Annotated in this window: 16 protein-coding genes and 1 tRNA gene; 3 read left to right on the top strand and 14 right to left on the bottom strand. The window is 72.3% G+C overall.

Annotation, left to right across the window (positions count from 1 at the left end):
- Positions 1 to 84: 84 nt before the first annotated feature.
- Positions 85 to 1,419: a peptidoglycan-binding protein gene (locus AB0A69_RS19335; RefSeq protein WP_361422934.1), complete on the bottom strand. Its 1,335-nt coding sequence runs from the start codon at positions 1,417 to 1,419 to the stop codon at positions 85 to 87.
- Positions 1,420 to 1,584: 165 nt separating this feature from the next.
- Between AB0A69_RS19335 and AB0A69_RS19330 the strand changes: the two genes are divergently transcribed.
- The 3 genes from AB0A69_RS19330 to AB0A69_RS19320 all read left to right on the top strand — a co-directional run bounded on the left by AB0A69_RS19330 (position 1,585) and on the right by AB0A69_RS19320 (position 5,949).
- Positions 1,585 to 1,658: transfer RNA gene (locus AB0A69_RS19330), tRNA-Lys, on the top strand.
- Between the two features lie 404 nt (positions 1,659 to 2,062).
- Positions 2,063 to 4,000 (top strand): glycosyltransferase family 2 protein, encoded by a 1,938-nt coding sequence (locus AB0A69_RS19325; RefSeq protein WP_361422931.1) that lies wholly within the window; start codon positions 2,063 to 2,065, stop codon positions 3,998 to 4,000.
- Positions 3,997 to 5,949 (top strand): galactose oxidase-like domain-containing protein, encoded by a 1,953-nt coding sequence (locus AB0A69_RS19320; RefSeq protein ID WP_361422928.1) that lies wholly within the window; start codon positions 3,997 to 3,999, stop codon positions 5,947 to 5,949. Before AB0A69_RS19325 ends, AB0A69_RS19320 begins: the two co-directional genes overlap by 4 nt.
- Positions 5,950 to 6,013: 64 nt before the next feature.
- On the opposite strand, the gene AB0A69_RS19315 is transcribed toward AB0A69_RS19320, so the two are convergent.
- From AB0A69_RS19315 to AB0A69_RS19255, 13 genes are all read right to left on the bottom strand, one after another.
- Complete coding sequence (locus tag AB0A69_RS19315) at positions 6,014 to 7,036, bottom strand: glycoside hydrolase family 6 protein (RefSeq protein WP_361422925.1); 1,023 nt, start codon at positions 7,034 to 7,036, stop codon at positions 6,014 to 6,016.
- 174 nt (positions 7,037 to 7,210) lie between these two features.
- The gene (locus tag AB0A69_RS19310; RefSeq protein ID WP_361422922.1) at positions 7,211 to 7,885 is read right to left on the bottom strand and encodes a class F sortase; all 675 of its coding nucleotides are present in this window, start codon (positions 7,883 to 7,885) and stop codon (positions 7,211 to 7,213) included.
- 5 nt (positions 7,886 to 7,890) lie between these two features.
- The gene (locus tag AB0A69_RS19305) at positions 7,891 to 8,535 is read right to left on the bottom strand and encodes a hypothetical protein (protein WP_361422919.1); all 645 of its coding nucleotides are present in this window, start codon (positions 8,533 to 8,535) and stop codon (positions 7,891 to 7,893) included.
- Between the two features lie 122 nt (positions 8,536 to 8,657).
- Positions 8,658 to 9,437, bottom strand: coding sequence for an HAD-IIA family hydrolase (locus tag AB0A69_RS19300; RefSeq protein ID WP_361422916.1), 780 nt, complete (start codon positions 9,435 to 9,437; stop codon positions 8,658 to 8,660).
- Between the two features lie 242 nt (positions 9,438 to 9,679).
- Positions 9,680 to 11,209 (bottom strand): alkaline phosphatase family protein, encoded by a 1,530-nt coding sequence (locus AB0A69_RS19295; RefSeq protein WP_361422913.1) that lies wholly within the window; start codon positions 11,207 to 11,209, stop codon positions 9,680 to 9,682.
- Between the two features lie 132 nt (positions 11,210 to 11,341).
- On the bottom strand, positions 11,342 to 12,403 hold the full coding sequence (locus AB0A69_RS19290) for a 2-aminoethylphosphonate ABC transporter substrate-binding protein (RefSeq protein ID WP_361422910.1): 1,062 nt from the start codon (positions 12,401 to 12,403) through the stop codon (positions 11,342 to 11,344).
- Between the two features lie 26 nt (positions 12,404 to 12,429).
- Positions 12,430 to 13,227: an ABC transporter permease subunit gene (locus AB0A69_RS19285; RefSeq protein ID WP_361422907.1), complete on the bottom strand. Its 798-nt coding sequence runs from the start codon at positions 13,225 to 13,227 to the stop codon at positions 12,430 to 12,432.
- Entirely contained in the window at positions 13,208 to 14,122 is a 915-nt protein-coding gene (locus AB0A69_RS19280; protein ID WP_361422904.1) for a 2-aminoethylphosphonate ABC transporter permease subunit, read from the bottom strand. The genes AB0A69_RS19285 and AB0A69_RS19280 overlap by 20 nt, the downstream gene beginning before the upstream one ends.
- Positions 14,115 to 15,209, bottom strand: coding sequence for an ABC transporter ATP-binding protein (locus AB0A69_RS19275; RefSeq protein ID WP_361422901.1), 1,095 nt, complete (start codon positions 15,207 to 15,209; stop codon positions 14,115 to 14,117). Before AB0A69_RS19275 ends, AB0A69_RS19280 begins: the two co-directional genes overlap by 8 nt.
- Complete coding sequence (locus AB0A69_RS19270) at positions 15,206 to 15,898, bottom strand: phosphonatase-like hydrolase (protein ID WP_361422898.1); 693 nt, start codon at positions 15,896 to 15,898, stop codon at positions 15,206 to 15,208. The genes AB0A69_RS19275 and AB0A69_RS19270 overlap by 4 nt, the downstream gene beginning before the upstream one ends.
- A 2-nt stretch (positions 15,899 to 15,900) precedes the next feature.
- Positions 15,901 to 17,016, bottom strand: coding sequence for a TIGR03364 family FAD-dependent oxidoreductase (locus tag AB0A69_RS19265; protein WP_361422895.1), 1,116 nt, complete (start codon positions 17,014 to 17,016; stop codon positions 15,901 to 15,903).
- A gap of 100 nt (positions 17,017 to 17,116) precedes the next feature.
- A complete protein-coding gene (locus AB0A69_RS19260) occupies positions 17,117 to 17,878 on the bottom strand; it encodes a GntR family transcriptional regulator (protein WP_361422892.1) in 762 nt (253 codons plus the stop codon).
- A gap of 29 nt (positions 17,879 to 17,907) precedes the next feature.
- Positions 17,908 to 18,822, bottom strand: coding sequence for a cell wall protein (locus tag AB0A69_RS19255; RefSeq protein ID WP_361422889.1), 915 nt, complete (start codon positions 18,820 to 18,822; stop codon positions 17,908 to 17,910).
- Between the last annotated feature and the right edge of the window lie 325 nt (positions 18,823 to 19,147).

The raw sequence follows: 19,147 nt of genomic DNA, 5'->3' as shown, positions 1-19,147 counted from the left end.
CTCACACCTCGTGGTCACAATTGGTCGTCGCGTCTTCGGGTCGTCGAGTCGTCGAGTCTTCGGGTCGTCAAGTCGTCGCATCGGTCATCGGAACAGCCGCCGCCATGTCTCCGGTCCCGGATAGCCGTCCGCCTCGCGGCCCCGCCAGCCCTGCGCCCGCTGGAACGCCTCGACGTTGCGCCGGTCGGCCTCGCCCCAGCGCGGGGTCGGCCCCGTGCGGTAGTGGGCGCCGAACCCCCGCCGCACCAACTGGCGGCCGAGCTGCTCGACGTACGGGTTCGACTGGCCCGGCCGGAACCAGCCGCGCCCGGGGAAGTCGGGCGTGCCGCTGCTCCGGACCGCTCCCGGGATGTCGCGGCCCTGACCCCGCACCAGCAGTCGCCAGGTGTGCGGCCCGGGCAGCCCGTCCGCCTCGCGGCCCCGCCAGCCCTGCGCCCGCTGGAACGCCCGCGTGGCCGTGCGGTCGGCGTCGCCCCACCGGGGGCCGGGCCCGGAGCGGTAGAACCGCTCGCCGCCGCGCGACGCGAGCATCCGCCCCAGCTGGGTCACGTACCGGTTGGCGGCGCCGGGCCCGAAGGAGCCGTCGCCGGGGTACGCCACCGGCGTGCCTCGGCCGCCGGAGGTGGGGAGGGCGCTCAGGCCCTTGTAGCGGAAGGCCACGTAACGGCTGGAGTTGGTCCAGTACGCCATCGGCGTGGCCTGCTTGCGGGCGTGCGGGCGGGCCTGCTCGTAGGCGGTGTAGTAGGTGTGCGTGTAGTCGGTCCAGCCGCCGAAGATCGTGACGTGCGAGCCCTTGTTCGGGTCGGCGGGGTTGTGGAAGAGCAGGATGTCGCCGGGCTGGAGCTCGCTGCGGTCGATGGGGGTGCCGTACCGGTCGAGGGTGCCCGTCCACTCGTTGCCGGGCAGGCCCCAGGCCATCGAGACGAAGCCGGAGCAGTCCTGCCGGTAGCCGTCGTGCCAGTACTTCTCCATCGAGTACGGCACTTTCGCCGCCACCCACAGCTTGGCCCGGTTGATGATCTCGGCGCGGGTGGAGCGGCGCAGCGTCTGGGCGGACACCCCCGCCTGACTCGCCGTCGGCCCGGGCCGCGGCCGTCCGTGCAGGGGCCCTGTCTGGCCCTGCGGTGTGCCGGGGCCCGGGTCGTCGCGCCCCGTGAGGGCGCCGGTGGCCCCCGTTCGCTGGAGCGGGTGGGTCGCGGGGGCCGCCACCTCGGCCCCCGGCGCGGCGCCGGCGCCCGCCCCCAGGGCCACACCCGCCACGGTGGCCAGGACCAGGGCGCGGCGGGCGCCGTGCGCGGCGGGGTGACCGCCGGCGCACACGGCGAGCCCGAGGGCCAGCTCACGGCGCTGCCGGGCGCAGCCCGCGCACGGGCAGTCGGCGTCGGGCTCGTACTCCTCGAAGACCAGGGCGGCGGCCATGCGGATCCTCTCCTCGCTGCGGTACGGGCGCCAGTGTCGCAACTATCCAGATATGTCGCATTTTGACTGAAGGAAGGGGAAAACCGGTCAGCTGACAGGCCGAGCCGCCGGGCGGGATGGTCGGGACCACTCCCGGACATCCGGTAGAGTTATGCAGGTCAGCAGGCGCCGCTAGCTCAGTTGGTTAGAGCAGCTGACTCTTAATCAGCGGGTCCGGGGTTCGAGTCCCTGGCGGCGCACGCGAGGCCGAGGCCCCCTCACCACTGGTGAGGGGGCCTCGGTCGTTCCCATGGCCACATCCGTGCGATGGCCCCCGCGGTGATCCTCGCGCTCCGGATGGGGGCCGTAGAATCTGGCGTGGACCCGACACACCCCCAAGAGGGCAGTGGGTTCGAACAGTTGGGGGAGCGGCTTTCCGCAGGTGCCCCGGTGACGGAATCGACGGGGTGGGGGCCCCGTTCACAAGCCGATCACAGGACAGGCATCATGCAACCGGAGGGTCTCCAATCCATGTCTGAGGAGACGGCGGCCCGCCACTGATGCACCCGGGCGCCGGCCGCGGGAAGCCGAGGGAAGCGCGCGGCCCGGGTGTGGAACGAACACGACCAATCACGCAGCAAGCATGCGTGCGGGGGGAAGACTCATGACGTCGACGCCGACCGGCGACCGGCAGGACAACGACCCATCCCGGACCACTCAGCTCCGGGTTCCCCCGCGGCTCAGGACCGGGGGCGGGCCCCGGCAGCGCCCCGTCGCGAAGCCACTGCCGCGCTACGACTACGAGCACTACAGCCGGCTCGCCGGGCCGCTCACCCAGCCGGACCCCAACAAGCCGTACACGGTGCAGTACCGGTCCCTCATCTCGCAGGAGCCGCACCGCATCCGGGTCGCGCTGATGCTCGCCGCCGCGCCGGTGCTCTCCCTGGTGCTGCTGGTCTGGCTGCTCCAGCCGTCGCACTGGACGGAGCGCGACTACCCGGCCTTCGACTGGCTGCCGGCCCTCGACGTCGTCATGCTCGTCTCGATCGGCCTGATCGAGCTCTTCCGCTGCATGAACGTCTTGTCGAACGCGCACGCGACGCTCGTCGCCCGTGACCCGATACCCGTCGTGCCGGAGACCGGCACCCGCGTCGCCTTCCTCACCTCCTTCGTCCCGGGCAAGGAGCCCCTGGAGATGGTGACGAAGACGCTGGAGGCCGCGGTGCGGATCCGCCACCGCGGGCTCATGCACGTCTGGCTGCTGGACGAGGGCAACGACCCCGAGGTCAAGGCCGTCTGCGAGCGCCTGGGCGTGCACCACTTCTCCCGCAAGGGCATCGCGAAGTGGAACCAGCCTTCCGGCCCCCACCGCGCCAAGACCAAGCACGGCAACTACAACGCCTGGCTGGACGCGCACGGCGACAACTACGACTTCTTCGCCTCCGTCGACACCGACCACGTGCCGCTGCCGAACTACCTGGAGCGCATGCTCGGCTTCTTCCGCGACCCGGACGTCGGCTTCGTCATCGGCCCGCAGGTCTACGGCAACTACGACAACTTCGTCACCAAGGCCGCCGAGTCGCAGCAGTTCCTCTTCCACGCGCTGATCCAGCGCGCCGGCAACCGCTACGGCGCGCCCATGTTCGTCGGCACGTCGAACGCCGTGCGCATCAAGGCGCTGAAGCAGATCGGCGGCCTGTACGACTCGATCACCGAGGACATGGCGACCGGCTTCGAGATCCACCGCCACAAGAACCCGGCCACGGGCCGGAAGTGGCGCTCCGTCTACACCCCGGACGTGCTCGCGGTCGGCGAGGGCCCCAGCGCCTGGACGGACTTCTTCACCCAGCAGATGCGCTGGTCGCGCGGTACGTACGAGACGATCCTCACGCAGTACTGGAAGGGCTTCGGCACGCTGCCGGCGGGCAAGCTCTTCAACTACACGATGATGATCATCTTCTACCCGATGTCCGCGCTGAACTGGATCCTGGCGGCACTGAGCTGCGCGCTCTTCCTGGGCCTGGGTGCCTCGGGCGTGAACATCGACCCGACCGTGTGGCTGATGCTCTACGGCAACGCCTCCGCGCTCCAGATCGGCCTGTACGTCTGGAACCGCCGCCACAACGTCTCCCCGCACGAGCCGGAGGGTTCCGGCGGTGTGGCCGGCATGGTCATGTCCGCGCTCTCCGCGCCGCTCTACGCCAAGGCCCTGATCGATTCGGCCCTCCGCCGCAAGAGCAAGTTCGTCGTCACCCCGAAGGGTGACTCGGCGAGCCCGGACCGGTGGTTCGGGACCTTCCGGTACCACTGGTACTTCATCGGGATCTTCGTCGCCTCCATCGTCGCCGGTTTCGTCCTCGGGAACTCCCACCCCGCGATGGTCGTCTGGGCGTCGTTCGCGACGCTGATCACCGCGTTGCCGATCTTCGTCTGGCGGCACATGCTGCGCCAGGAGAAGAAGCGCCGCCCCGCCCGGCACGCCGGCGGGGGCCGCCCGCCGCAGCCGCCCGCGCCCGCCGTGGACCACGCGCCGCAGGCCAGGCCGAGCTGGGCCGAGCAGAACGACACCATGCAGATCGCCCTTGGGGGACGTAACAAATGAGCAGCCTGCCCGTCCGGCCGAACCACCGGAAGAACCGCGCCCGTCGCATCCTGATAGGCACGGCGGTGGTCGCGGTGGTCGCCGGGTTCAACGGGCCGGCCCTCTACCGGTACGGCTCGGAGAAGTACCACGACTACACGATCAACAAGCCGGAGTACAAGGCCGCCAACGGCCACTGGGACTTCCTCGACGTCCCCTCCGAGTTCAGGATCAACACCATCCACGCGGCGCTGCTGCACACCGGCAAGGTGCTGCTCATCGCCGGCTCCGGCAACAACCAGAAGAACTTCGACGCGAACAAGTTCGAGTCGGTCCTGTGGGACCCGAAGACGAACACGTTCAAGAAGATCCCCACCCCCAAGGACATGTTCTGCGCCGGGCACACCCAGCTGCCCGACGGGAAGCTGCTGGTCGCGGGCGGCACCAAGCGGTACGAGAAGCTGAAGGGCGACGTCACCAAGGCCGGCGGCCTGATGATCGTCCACAACGAGGACCCGGACAAGCCGATCACACTGCCCGCGGGCACCGAGTTCACCGGCAAGGCCAACGGCAAGACCTTCGTCTCCAAGGACCCGATCCTGGTGGAGAAGGCGAAGAAGGTCTTCGACCCGGCCACGGGCGCCTTCCTGCGCACCGAGCCGGGCCTCGGCCGGATCTACGTCGAGGCCGAGAAGTCCGGCAAGGAGTTCGAGACCGGCACCGAGGACAACTACACGATCGAGGGTCTGAAGGGCAAGGACGCCCGCAACGTCTACGGCATGGCGCAGAAGCTCGCCCTCGACAAGAAGGACTTCCAGGGCATCAAGGACGCCTTCGAGTTCGACCCGGTCGCCGAGAAGTACATCAAGGTCGACCCGATGAACGAGGCCCGCTGGTACCCCACGCTGACCACCCTCAAGGACGGCAAGGTCCTCGCCCTCTCCGGCCTCGACGAGATCGGGCAGATCGTCCCCGGCAAGGACGAGATCTACGACCCGAAGAAGAAGACGTGGGAGTACACCGGGATCGAGCGCCGCTTCCCGACCTACCCGGCGATCTTCCTGATGGACAACGGCAAGCTCTTCTACTCCGGCTCCAACGCCGGGTACGGCCCCGCCGACGTCGGCCGTGAACCGGGCGTCTGGGACCTGGAGACCAACGAGTTCGACAAGATCCCGGGCCTGAGCGACCCCGACAAGATGGAGACCTCGGCGACGGTCATGCTGCCGCCCGCGCAGGACCAGAGGTTCATGGTCATCGGCGGCGGCGGTGTCGGCGAGTCCCAGGAGTCCAGCGAGAAGTCCCGTCTGGTCGACCTGAAGGACCCGAACCCGCGTTTCAAGGACGGCGCCACGCTGGAGAAGGGCACCCGCTACCCGAGCGCCTCGCTGCTGCCGGACGACACCGTGCTGGTGACCGGCGGCTCCGAGGACTACCGGGGCCGCGGCGGCTCCAACATCCTCCAGGCGCGTACGTACGACCCGAAGACCGGCCAGTACAAGCGGGTCGCCGACCCGGCGGTGGGCCGCAACTACCACTCCGGGTCCGTGCTGCTGCCCGACGGCCGCGTGATGATCTTCGGGTCGGACTCGCTCTTCGCCGACGCCGCCAACACCAAGCCCGGCGTCTTCGAGCAGCGCATCGAGATCTACACCCCGCCCTACCTGTACCGGGACGCGCGGCCGAAGATCACCTCGGGGCCGGAGACGATCAAGCGCGGCGGGAGCGGGGTCTTCAAGACGCCGGACGCCGCGAAGATCAAGACGGCGAAGCTGATGCGGCCGAGCGCGGTCACGCACGTGACGGACGTCGACCAGCGCTCGATCGCGCTGGAGGTGGAGAAGACGGCGGACGGCATCGAGGTGACGGTGCCGAAGAACCGCGCCCTGGTGCCCTCCGGCTGGTACATGCTCTTCGTCACGGACGACAAGGGCACGCCGTCGGAGGCGGTCTGGGTCGAGGTGCCGTAAGCGGGTCGAGGTGCGTTGAGCCGAAGGGCCCCGGCGGTTGCCGGGGCCCTTCGCGTACGCGGGTCTACTTCGTGTTGCGGGCCAGTTCGAGGGCGTACTCCGGGAACCAGTCGCCCGCCTTCGGGCCGCCCTTGCAGTCGCCGTCCGACTCGCCGGGGCGCTTGATCCACAGGTACGCGTCGACCAGCGGGTCGCCGGTCTCGGTGGTGGGCGTCTCACCGAGGGCGCGGCCCGGCGGGTTGCACCAGCGCTCTGTGGGGTCGCCGTCGGTGTAGGGGCCGTTGCCGTTGCGGCTGGTGTCGATGACGAAGTGCTTGCCGCCGACGTTCGCCGAGACCTTCCGGCCGTACTCCTTGCTGGCCTCGGTGGTCTGGAAGTTGGCGACGTTCACCGCGAAGCCGTCGGCCTGCCCCACGCCCGCGCGCTTCAGCGGCTCGAAGATCTGGTCGGGCTTGCCCCAGCCCGCGTTGCCCGCGTCCAGGTACACCTTGGTGTGGGGCTGCTGCTTCAGCCGCTGGACGGCACCGCGCAGGAGGTCGTACCGCTCCTCGTGGTAGCGCCCGTCGGTGCAGTTGTCCACCATGTGCATCACGGCGTCCGGCTCCAGGATCACCGTCGCCGGGCGGTCGCCGATGCCCTTGGCGACCTTGTCGAGCCAGTCGCGGTACGCGTTGCCGTCGGCGGCGCCGCCCGCGGAGTGCTGGCCGCAGTCGCGGTGGGGGATGTTGTAGAGGACGAGGACGGCGTCCCGGTCGGCCTTGGCGGCGGCTTCCGTGTAGCCGCGGGCCTCCGCCTCCGGGTTCTCGGCGCCCACCCACTGGCCCATCGGCTGAGCGGCGATCTTCTTGATCAGCTCGGCGTTCTCCGTGTCCCCGTCGCGCACCCGACTGGCGAACGCCTGGGCCGCCTTCCCCTCCGGATTGACCCAGAACGGGGAGACCTCCTTGGGCTGCTGGCCGATCCCCGGCGCCGGCCCCTGCGACCGCCCACCGCCGTCCGAGGAGGAACACCCCGCCAGCAGCAGCGCCGCGACCGCCCCCACCGCGGCCGCGCCCAGGCGCGCACGACCGGTGCAACTGCCGTACATCCACTCCCCTTTGGTGCACTGTCGTCTCGTCGGGGCCACCCCCCAGGCGCCCCGCCCCGGACAAGCCCGGTCGAATCCATCCTGACACACGGGCCGGTCGCGGATCAGTGTGCCCTGGATCGGCGGACCGAATCAGCGGGGCCGGATCAGCGGGCCCGGGTCAACGGGGCCGGGTCAACGGGGCCCGGTCACGCCCGTGAGGTACGCGGAGACGACGACGTTCGCCGTGTAGGCGTCCGAGGCGCGGTCGAAGGTGCCGCCACAGGTGATCAGCCGCAGCTCGGCGCGGCCCGGGCGCCGCTGCCCGTACACCTTCTGGGGGTCGAACTCGTCGCGGGCGACGACCTGCACGTCCTCGATGGTGAACTCGGCGACCGAGCCGTCGGTCCGGGTCACCCGGACCCGTTCGCCGGGGCGGGCCGAGCTCAGCCCGTAGAAGACGGCCGGTTCGGTCTCCGTGTCGACATGGCCGGTGAAGAGGGCCGCTCCGTCCGTGCCGGGCTCGCTGCCGGCGCCGAACCAGCCGACGGTCCGCGGTGTCTCGTACGGCGGCGGGTCTATCGCGCCGCTGCTGTCGAGGCCCCGCGCCACGACCGGGGCGGCGATGCCCAGCGACTCCACCTCCAGCCGTGTCGGCCCGGCCGGCTCCAGCGGCGGGTGCGCGGGCGGCAGCGGTACGCCGAGGGGGCGGCCGACGGCGGCCACGTCTCCGGTGGTGGGGGCGGACAGGCCACCGGGGCCGTCGGCTATGCCCTTGCCCCAGAGCCATAGGCCGAGGAGGAGCAGGGCCCAGGCCATGCCGGTGAGCAGCCGCCCGGAGCCCGCCGGGCGGTCCGGGGTCGACGACATGGCCGTCAGTCCGCGCCCGGGCCCGTACCCACGCCGGTACGCCGGCGGCGGCGCAGGCGGGCGCTGCGGAACGCGACGGCGACGGCCGCCGCGCCCGCGAGGACGAGGCCGATCACGGTGTGCGGGGTGCCGGGCCCGCCCTCGCCGGCGTCGGCTCCGGTGACGGCGTCGGCGACGCTCGGGGCCTGGGCGGGGTCGGCGGCGAGCGCGGCCGCGCCACCGCCCCCGGCCCGTACGGGCGCGGTGGGGGTGGCCGACGCGGGGAGCATGACGTGGACGGTGCCGGCGGCGTGGTGGACGCGGCCGTCGCAGTGCACGGCGACGTCGTACGTACCAGGGGAGATCTGGGGCTTGATCGCGGTGGCGCCGCGCAGGGGCGCGCCCTTGCCGTCCTGGGCGGAGAGCGGCGCGGCGGTGAGGAACGCCTTTGACTTGGCGTGGCCGTGGTCGCGCTTGCAGCCGGTGACGCGGACCTCGACGTCGGCGCCGGGGGCGGCGATGGCCGGGAGGACCAGGGCCGTCACCTTGTGGTGTCCGCCCGGTTCCTCCTCCCCCGCGTGCGCGAGGCCGGCGGCCGGTGCGAGCACCAGCACGGGCGCCAGTACGGTGGCCGCCCCTGCGGCACGGAGAGCAAGCAGTCCTGAACGCATCGTGAACCTCCTGGTACTCGAAGATTCACCCCTGTTGGGGCTTTTCGCATCTCCAGAGGACTGCGAGGGGCGGCCATTCGGCGCAATCACCGCTCTGACCTGCGGTGACGCGGCGGATCCGGTCAGATGCGCTCGACCAGATCGGCGATCGAGTCGACGACGGTGGACGGCCGGAAGGGATAGCGGTCGACGTCGGCCGGGGTGGTCAGGCCGGTCAGCACCAGGAACGTCTCCATGCCCGCCTCCAGACCGGCCAGCACGTCCGTGTCCATGCGGTCGCCGATCATGGCGCTGGTCTCGGAGTGCGCGCCGATGGCGTTGAGCCCGGTCCGCATCATCAGCGGATTCGGCTTGCCCGCGAAGTACGGGTCCTTGCCGGTCGCCTTGGTGATGAGCGCCGCGACCGCCCCGGTGGCGGGCAGCGGGCCCTCGGCGGAGGGACCGGTCTCGTCGGGGTTGGTGCAGATGAAGCGGGCGCCGCCGTTGATGAGCCGGATCGCCTTGGTGAGGGCCTCGAAGCTGTACGTGCGGGTCTCGCCGAGGACGACGTAGTCCGGGTCGTGGTCGGTGAGGATGTACCCGATGTCGTGCAGCGCGGTGGTGAGCCCCGCCTCGCCGATGACGTACGCCGTGCCGCCCGGCCGCTGGTCGTCGAGGAACCGGGCGGTGGCGAGGGCGGAGGTCCAGATGTTCTCCACGGGCACGTCCAGGCCCATGCGGAAGAGCCGGGCGTGCAGGTCGCGGGCGGTGTAGATGGAGTTGTTGGTGAGGACCAGGAAGGGCCTGTCGGTGTCCCGCAGCTTCTTGATGAACGCGTCGGCACCGGGGATGGGGATGCCCTCGTGGATGAGGACGCCGTCCATGTCGGTGAGCCAGGATTCGATCGGCTTGCGCTCTGCCATGGTTGCGGGACTCCTGCCGTACAAGTCGTGCGTGGGTGCTGGGGGCGCCGCGACGGCACTGTGGCGACGCCCTCAGCGTAGGCCCTACCCGGCCGGCCAGGCCGGTCAGGGAGCGGGGTCTGGTGCGTGCAGATGCAAGGCGGAGGAAGGAGCCATGGCGGAGCCCTGGCGACTGACGACAACGCAGCAGATGCGGGTGCCAGGGCCCGCGAGCCCGGCCTGGCCGGCCGGGTAGGGCCTGATCACGATGAGGTGATCTTCACCCCGTCGATCGTCCAGTACCAGTTGTTGGACCCGGTGTAACGGAAACGGAAGCTGACGCTGGACGCGCCGGAGGGGACGGCGACGGTGAGGGACTGGGGCTGGGAGATCACGTCGGAGGTGTAGCTCTTCACGAGGGTCGGCGTCCCGCCGTTGAAGGAGGCCAGCACTTCGGCGGTCTGGCCGCCCTCCTGCCTGTAGAGCGTGGTGAAGTCCAGCGTGACCTTCGTCTTTCCGCCGACGCCGTACGCGGGGGTGACCAGCGTCGAGTCGTACGTACCGGAGAAGGACGTGTCGGCCCACTCGTCGGAGTCGGCGACCGCGAAGACGCCGCGGGCCCGGATGTTGAGCTCGCGCTGCTGGTCGGCTTGCGTGCGGGACCAGAACTCGTCCGTCGCGAAGGACCAGCCGCGCCACTCGGTCACGCCGCCGGTGCCCATGGCGTTGTTGATGACCGACCAGCCGCTGGGCGGGGTGTGCGTGAAGCCGAGGACCCCGGCGGGGATGCCGGTCTCGTCGACGCGCTGCGTCAGGGAGGACTGGAGGCTGTCGAAGGGGTCGGTGGAGCGCTGCTGGATCGGTTTGCCGTCCAGGCCCCACGCCGGGTCGGGGACGATGCCGAGCTGGTGGAAGACGGTGGCGGCGACGTCCACGAGCCGGGTGTCGAGCGGGCGGGCGCCGGCGGCGATGCCGGGGCCGGTGGCGAGGACGAAGGTGCGCCGCTCCTCGATGGAGCTGCCGCCATGGCCGCCCGCGTCGACATGGCCGTGGTCGGTGGTGACGATGACGGTCCAGCGCTCGGAGGCGTACGTGGGGCGGGCCTTGATGGCGGCGAGCATCCGCCCGAGCTGGGCGTCCTGGACGGCGATGGCGTCGAGGTACTTCTGGCCGGTGCCGCTGCCGTGCGCGACGGCGTCGGTGTTGCCGAGGTAGACGAACAGGACGTCGGGGTTCTGGTCGCGGAGGACCGCCTCCGTCTCGGCGGTGATGGTGGCGTCGTGGGCGACGTAGCCGTCGCGGTCGCCGTCGAGGACCAGCTTGGCGTCGGCGCCGGGCGTGACGGTGCCCTGGGTGTCCAGCGCCTTCCAGTCGACGGCGGCGTACGTGGAGAGGGCGGGCCGCACCTGGGCGAGGCGGGCGAGGAAGCCGGGGTACCGCCCGTAGTTCTTGCCGGTGAAGGTGTTGTCCTTGACGCCGTGCTTGTCGGGCCAGACGCCGGTGGAGATGGTCGACCAGCCGGGCCCCGAGGAGGTGGCGGCCATGGGGTTCGCGTACAGCAGCGACAGGCCGTAGGTGCCGTTCGCCATCATCGCCTTCAGGTGCGGGGCGTTGGCGGCCTCGGTCCTGTCGTGCCGAAGCCCGTCCATGCCGACGACGAGGACCTTGTCCTGGCTGGTGCCGTTCGGGAGCGTCGGCGCGGCGGCGGCCGGGGTGGCGGCGACGGCAGCGGTAGCGGCTCCGGCCGCGGCTGCGGCGAGCACGGTACGGCGGGACATGCCGGTCTGGGGCATCGAGGAACCTCCATCGGGGGTGCGGGGGCATGCCAACACCCCTGATTTCTCAAGGGTGTTGGTCCGTACCCGTTATCCTTCCGCGACCTCTTGCGGGGCACCAGATACGTGCGGTGAACGGTTGGCTTCGGCTTAGCCGCCCGTCGCCGTCTTCCACGCGTCGACGTACGTCTTCAGGTTCTCGTCGATGTCCGCCCAGTCCGGCTCGAAGACGTCGACGCCCTCCATCAGCCGGGCGAGGGCGACGGCGTTGGCGTCGGTGGGCTTGACGTCCGTACGGGCCGGGAAGCCGCCGCCGACCGCGCTGACCTGGAGCTGCGCCCGCTCGCCGAGCATGAAGTCCAGGAGCTTCCTGCCGTTGTCGGCGTGCGGGGCGTCCTTGACCAGCCCGGCGGCGTACGGGAGGGCGAAGGTGGTGGGCTTCTTCCCCTGCCGGGCCGGGAACCAGATGCCGAGGTTCGGCATGGACGTGGCCTGCGCGAAGTTCATCTGGACGTCGCCGTTGGCGACGAGGAGCTCGCCCTTGTCGACCTTGGGGGCGAGCTTGGAGGTGGAGGAGGACGGGCCGACGTTGTTGGCCTGGAGCTTCCCCAGGTACTCCATGGCCGGCTCCTTGCCGCCGAAGTCGTGCATGGCCTTGATGACGACGGCGGTGCCGTCGCCCGCGACGCCGGGCGTGGAGTACTGGAGCTTGTCCTTGTACGCCGCGCCGAGGAGCTCCTCCCAGGTGGTGGGGGCCTTGGGGAGCTTCTTCTTGTTGTAGACGAAGCCGAAGTAGTTGTTGACGACGGAGGTCCAGGCGCCGTCGGCGGCCTTGCCGGCGCCGGGGACACGGTCGGCGCCCTGCGGTTCGTACGGCTGCAGCAGCCCCTTGGAGTCTGCCTGCTGGATGAAGGGCGGGAGGGTGACGAGCACGTCGGCCTGGGTGTTGCGCTTCTCGCGCAGGGCGCGCTGCACCATCTCGCCGGAGCCGCCCTCGACGTACTCGACCTTGATGCCGGTCTCCTTCTCGAAGTCCGCGAAGACCTTGTCGTACCAGCCGTCGCCCTTCTCGCCCTTGAGACCGTCGGCGCTGTAGACGGTGACGACCTTCTCGTCGGAGGCGGCGGAGCCGCAGGCGGTGAGGCCGGCGGTGAGGAGGAGGGTGCCGGCGAGGGCGGCGAGCGGGCGGGGGCGGGTGGCGTGCAGGGGCATGACGTCGTTCTCTCCTGACGGTCGGGTCAGCGGTAGGAGGCTTTGGTACGGATGCGGGAGACGGCGAGCAGGACGAGCAGCGTCGTCGCCATGAGGACGACGGCGAGCGCCGAGCCCGTGAAGAGGGAGCCCCGGTCGGTGGCCGTGAAGATCAGCACCGGCAGCGGCAGCCAGTCCGGCGGGTAGAGCATCATCGTGGCGCTCAGCTCCCCCATGGACAGCGCGAAGCACAGCCCGGCGGCGGCGTTGAGCGACGGCAGCAGCAGCGGCAGCTTGACCCGGAGGAGGACGTACGCGGGCCGGGCGCCGAGACTCGCGGCGGCCTGTTCGTACACCGGGTCGAGGCGTACGAGGGCGGCGGAGACGGACTGGTACGCGAACGCCGTGACGAGCACGGCGTGCGCGAGGATCACGATCCAGCGGGTGCCGTTGAGGAGCAGCGGCGGTTGCGAGAACGCGACGAGGACGGCGAGGCCGACGACCACGGACGGCACGGCGACCGGCAGCACGAACAGCGCGTCGAGCACCCGGCGGCCGCGCCTGCCGAGCGCCTGCGCCGCGAGCGCGGCCCACGTCCCGGCGACGAGCGCGAGGGCGCTCGCGGTGACGGCCGTGACCACGCTGGTGGTGAGCGCCTGGAGCGACTCGCCGCGCACGGCGGAGGCGTAGTGCTCGGCGGTGGGTCCGGAGGGCAGGGCGCCGGACCAGTTCGTGGCGAAGGACGCGGCGAGGATGACGAGGAGGGGGAGGGCGAAGAGCGGCAGGAAGAGGACGAGGAAGCCCGCCCAGACCGCCCACCTGGCCTTAGCGCTGTGCACCAACACGACGGCTCACCACCCGGTACACGGCGTACAGCCCCACGGAGATCGCGATGTTGACGACCGCGACGACGCACGCGGCCGGATAGTCGGACTCGAGGATCGCCTTGCCGTAGACCAGCATCGGCAGGGTCGTCACGCCCTTGGCGCCGGTGAACAGGACGATGCCGAACTCGTTCAGGCACAGGACGAGGACGAGGCTCCCGCCGGCGGCGAGCGCGGGCAGCGCCTCAGGCAGGATGACCTGCCGCACGATCCGCGCCGGGCGGGCGCCCAGCGAGGACGCCGCCTCCAGCTGCGCGGTGTCGAGCTGCGAGAACGCGGCGAGGAGCGGCCGCATGACGAACGGCGTGAAGTACGTGACCTCGGCGAGCAGCACCCCCCACGGCGTCGCCAGGAACCGGAACGGCCCCTCGGGGGCCCCGGTGGCGTCGGTCCACAGGCCGTTGGCGATGCCGACGGTGCCGTAGAGGAAGAGGAGGGCGAGCGTGATGAGGAAGGAGGGGAAGGAGAGGAAGACGTCGATGGACTTGGCGACGGCCCGCCCTCCGGGAAACGGCACGAAGGCGATGACGAGCGCGAGCGTGAACCCGAGGACCAGGCACCCGACGGTCGCCCCGACGGCCAGCCACACGGTGGTCCCCAGCGCCTCCCGGAAGGCCCGCGAGGTGAGGACGTCGGCGTACGCGCCGGGGGCGAGGGACTCCTGCACGACGAGGCCGAGGGGGTAGAGGAACACCACCCCGAGGGCGAGGAGGGGAGGAAGGCCCCAGAGCCACGCGGGTGCGCACCGCCCGCCCCAGAGCCACGCGGGTGCGCGCCGCCCGCCCTGGGGCTGCGGGCTTCCGACCTCGCCGAGGGCGGCACGGGCACCGGTCAGCGGACGAGCCGCGCTACCCACCGGCCACCTCCGAGGGCAGCAGCACCGCGTCCTCCGGGGCGAAGTGCAGCGCCACCTCCGCGCCCAGCGGCGGCAGGTCGCGCGGCTCGCGCAGCTCGCGCACGTCCGCCAGCACGCGGTGGCCGGCGACGTCGACGTACAAGCGGTGCGTCGAGCCGCGCCACTGGACCTCCTCCAGCGTGCCGCGCAGGGCGTTGGGCCCCTCGCCGAGGCCGAGGAGGTGCGGGCGTACGCACAGCGTGGCCCCCGCGCCCGGCCGGGCCCCACCCGTCGGGACCGCCAGCGCGCGCCCCGCGAAGGCGACGGTCCCGGCGGACGGGCCGACGGTCACCGGCAGCAGGTTCGCGTTACCGACGAACGACGCCGTGAACTCCGTACGCGGCCGCCGGTACAGCTCCTGCGGCGTGCCGCAGTCCCGCAGCCGCGCCCGGTCCATGACCGCGATGCGGTCCGCCAGCGTCAGCGCCTCCACCTGATCGTGCGTGACGTACAGGATCGACACGTCCGGCAGCTCCCGGTGCAGCCGGGCCAGTTCCGCGAGCATCCCCGAGCGCAGCTGCGCGTCGAGCGCGGACAGCGGCTCGTCGAGGAGCAGCACGCCGGGGCGGATGGCGAGCGCCCGCGCGATCGCGACGCGCTGCTGCTGCCCGCCGGACAGCTCGCGCGGGTAGCGGCCGGCGTACGCGCCCATGCCGGTCATCTCCAGCGCCTCGGCGACCCGCCCGGGGATCCGGCCCTTCTCCACCTTCTGCGCGCGCAACCCGAAGGCGACGTTGTCCGCGACCTTCAGGTGCGGGAAGAGCGCGTACTGCTGGACGACCATCCCGATGCCGCGCCGGTACGGCGGCAGGGCGGTGACGTCCCGGTCGCCGATGAACACCCGTCCCGCCACCGGCCGGACGAACCCGGCGACCGCCCGCAGCGCGGTGGTCTTGCCGGAGCCGGACGGGCCGAGCAGCGCCATGACCTCACCGGGCTCGACGGTGAGGTCGAGGGAGTCGAGGACGACGTTCCCGCCGTACGCGACGGAGACCCGGTCGAAACGGATGCCGCTGCGGGTACCGCCGCGGGTACCGCCGCGGGTCATGACTCCACCCGTGCCAGGAGCTCCGGCAGTTCGGCGACCGAGCCGAGGACGTGCGTGGCGCCCGCCGCCCGCAGCGCGTCGGCGCCGTGCGCGCCCGTCAGCACGCCCGCGACGACCCGCGCCCCGGCCCGTACGCCGCTGAGCATGTCGTACGAGGTGTCGCCGGCGACCGCGACGCCCTGGACGCCGTCCGCCGCGCCGGTACGCAGCAGGGCGGCCAGCACCATGTCGGGGTACGGGCGCCCGCGCCCGCCGGGCGTGTCGGCGGGGCAGAGCGTCAGCTCGACGAGGTCGCGCCAGCCGAGCGCGTCGAGGATGGCGTCCTGCGTGACGCGCGCGAACCCGGTGGTGAGGACCACCGTGCGGCCCTCCGCCCGCAGCCGCCCGATGGCGTCGGCGGCACCGGGCAGCGGCGCGATCCGCCCGGTCGCGACCAGCTTCCCGTACGCCTCCTCGAAGGCGCGGTTGGCGGCTCGGGCACGTGTCTCGTCGCCGAAGAGGTGGCGGAAGACGGAGATCTTGGACTCGCCCATGGTGGCGCGGACGTGGTCCAGCATGGCCGCGGTCGGCCCCTCGCCGAGGTGGCGGGCGGCCGCGGCGAACGCCTCCTCCACCAGGCCGCCGTCGGCGACGGTGGTGCCGGCCATGTCGAGGACGACGAGTCCGATTCCTGCCCTTCGTACTGCCATGGTCACCAACCCAGTTCGTTCGCGGTCGTCTCGGCGATGGCGGGCGCGCACGTCATGCCGCGCCCTCCGGGCCCGGTCACCAGCCACACGGCCTCGCGCACCCGCTGGCGGTGGACGACGCGGCGGGTGTCGGTGCACTGCGCGTACACCCCGGCCCAGCGGCGGCGGATCCTCGGCAGCGGCCGGCCGAGGAAGGACTCGACGACCCGGGCGAGGTGCTCGTAGGGGTCTTCGAGGGTGTCGAAGGCGAAGGGGTGCTCGTACTCGTGCGTGTCGCCGATGGTCAGCCCTCCGTCGAGGCGCTGGACCATCAGCAGCTGCATGCGGTGCGCGGCGGCGACGGGTTCCTGCGGCTGTGCCGCCTCCAGGGCCTCGGAGGCGTACGCCGGGTAGTAGCGGAAGGAGTCGGCGTCGGCGACGGAGGTGGTGAGCGGCTCGCCGAGGGGGTCGGTCTGCATCATCTGGAGGCGTACGCGGCGTACGGGGAGGTCGGCGCCCGCGACCTCGCGGACGAGCCCGCCGAGCCAGGCGCCGGTGCACAGGACGACGGCGTCGCCCCGGTGGACGTCGCCGTGGTCGTCGCGCACGGCGTTCTCGCCGACGACCTCGCGTACCTCCCGCCCGGGGAGGAAGGTGTAGCGCCCGGACGCGTACAGGGCCTCGCGGAGGGCGGGTTGCGCGGTGCGCGGTTCGACGGCCGCGTCGCGTTCGCACCACAAGGCGGCGGCGAAGTCGCCGCGCAGGGCGGGGTTGAGGGCGCGGGCCTCGGCGGGGGTGACGAGCCGGTACCCGCGGGCGGCGGCGTCGGGACGGGCGACCGCCGCCTCGGCGACGGCGAGCTCCGGGTCGGTGCGGACGGGGGTCAGCGACCCGATGGCCCGGAAGCCGAGCGCGGGCACGCGGGCGCCGATGGCCTCCCACAACGCGCGGGCGCGCAGGGCGGTTTCCAGCTCCTCACCGCCCGCGCGGCCACTGACCCAGATCTGGCCGAAGTTGCGGAGGGACGCCCCCCGGGCCTCGGTCTCGCGCTCGATCTGTACGACCTCGTGGCCGCGCTCCACTGCGTGCCAGGCGTGCATGGTGCCCACCACGCCGGCTCCTACGACGATGACTCTCACGGACGGAAACGCTCGTGGCGGCGGGTGGCGCGGGCGGGTCGGGTTGTCGACGGGCGGGTGAACGCCCCCGCAAGCTTGGACTAGACCCGTTATGTTCTCGTTATCTGCCGAGGTGGGTGGTGAAGCTGAAGCGGTCGCCGCGGTAGAGGGTGCGGACGCGTTCCAGCGGTCTGCCGTCGGTGTCCCGCGAGACCCGGTGCAGCAGGAGCATGGGCAGCGCGGGCGGGGTTCCGATGAGCAGCGCCTCGCGCGGGGTGGCGAGGACGGTCTCGATGCGCTCGTCGGCATCGCCGAAGGAGATGCCGAGCCGTTCGCGCAGGTACGCGTAGAAGGAGGAGTCCGGATCGAAGTCGGCGTCCAGGCGCGGGACGCGCGCCTCCGAGACGTACGTGCTCTCCAGCCCGACCCGTTCGTCGTCGGCGAGCAGCACCCGCTCCAGGTGCCAGACGGGGTCGCCGGGCGCGATGCCGAGGTCGGCGGCGAGCTCGTCCGGCGACGGGAAGCGGTCGAGGGAGACGAGGTGGCGGCCGGGCCTGCGCCCCTGGCGCCGGACGCCCTCGGTATAGCTGGCGAGCGCCAGCGGCTGCTCCAGCTTGGGCCCGGCGACGACGGTGCCGCGCCCCTGGCGGCGCAGCCGCCCTTCGAGCAGCAGTTCGCGCAGGGCCTGGCGTACGGTCTCGCGGGAGACCTCGTACCGTACGGCCAGATCGCGCTCGGTGGGCAGGGTGCCGCCTTCGCCGAGCTCGTCGAGGAGGGCGGAGATGCGGGCCTTGACCGCGTAGTACTTGGGGACGCGGCCGTGCTCCGGGATGCCGGAGCGGACGGGTGCGCCAGGGGAGGCCTGGCCGTTCGGGTAGTCCACGGCGGGATGGTCGCAGACGTACGTGAACGTCAGGAGCGCCCGGCCCCTCGGCGCCCGCCGTCACGGCGCTCGACCCCTCGGCGCCCGCCGTCACGGCGCCCGACCCACCACCGTGCCCCGGTGCCGAGGAGGAGCGCGAGGGCGGTGGCCCCGGCCACGAGGAACGTGTCGTGGCCGGTCTTCGACAGCTCCTCGGCCACCCCGGGCTCCGCCGCCTCGCCGGTCGGCGGCGGCCCGGTGGGCTCGGCCGTGGCCTCGCCGGCCGGGCGCTCCTCCCCGCGGACGGCGAAGCGGTAGTCGCCGGACTCCCCGACCCAGTCGCCGTCGTCGCCGCGGCGCTGCACGATCGCGGCGTTGGCGGTGATCTCGTCGGGGCGGGCGGCGGAGGTGAAGGCGAGCCGTACGGGGACGGTGAGGGTCCGGCCGGGCGGCACGGTGTAGCCGGGGAAGCCGTTGTCGAGGACGCCGACGAGTTCGTTGTGGTCGGTCTTCTCGATGGTCACGGGGTGCGGGCGGCCGCCCTCCGCGGGGCCCCGCTCGTCCTCGTAGAACTCCAGCTGGATGTGTGAGGGCTGGAGGGTCTGGGCGCGGTCGGTGAAGACGATGACGGGGTGGATGTTGCCGCAGGTGCGGGCGGTGGTGTTGGTCAGCTCGACGCGCCAGGTCCGGAAGCCGCCGCCGGCCTCGTACGTGGTGGGCCCGTCCTTGATCCGCGTACCGATCGGGAAGGCGGTGTCGGCGGCGTTCCCGCAGGTCGGCTGGCGCTCCGGCACGGCGATGGTGTCGGCCCCGCCGGCGGTGTCGGCGCCGCCACCGCCGACGGGCGGGGGCGTGGGTCCGGGCGCGGTCGCGGTCGGTGCGGCCAGCGCGGTGCCTGCGACGACGGAGGGGACGGCGAGCAGGGCAACCGTGGCTCCGGTGGCGAGGGCGTGACGCAGTCGCATGGGGGCACCTTCGGCGGGGCGCGGAAAGTCGTGCCCCGAGAACCTGCCACGCATCGCCGCCACCGCACCGGCCGGGGCGGGGCGACCCGCCGTACGGGGGCACTTATGCGCCCGATCAGCGGAGCGGGGGGCGCGTGCCCGGCGTCGGGGTGGGGGCGCGTGCCCGGCGTCGGGGTGGGGGCGCGTGCCCGGCGGGGCGGCGGCGCGTGCCCGGCGGGGCGGGGGCGCGTGCCCGGCGGGGCGGGGCCGGAGCAGGGCGCGGCGGGGCCGGGGAGGTCCCGGCGGTGCGCGTGGCTTGCGGCGGCTCCCGGCCCGCAGGGGGCTC

The organism is Streptomyces sp. NPDC045431, from assembly GCF_040646655.1.
In the GTDB taxonomy this organism is placed as follows: Bacteria; Actinomycetota; Actinomycetes; order Streptomycetales; family Streptomycetaceae; genus Streptomyces.
The sequence above is the reverse complement of the archived record's forward strand: the minus strand, read 5'-3'. Positions and strand labels throughout refer to the sequence as shown.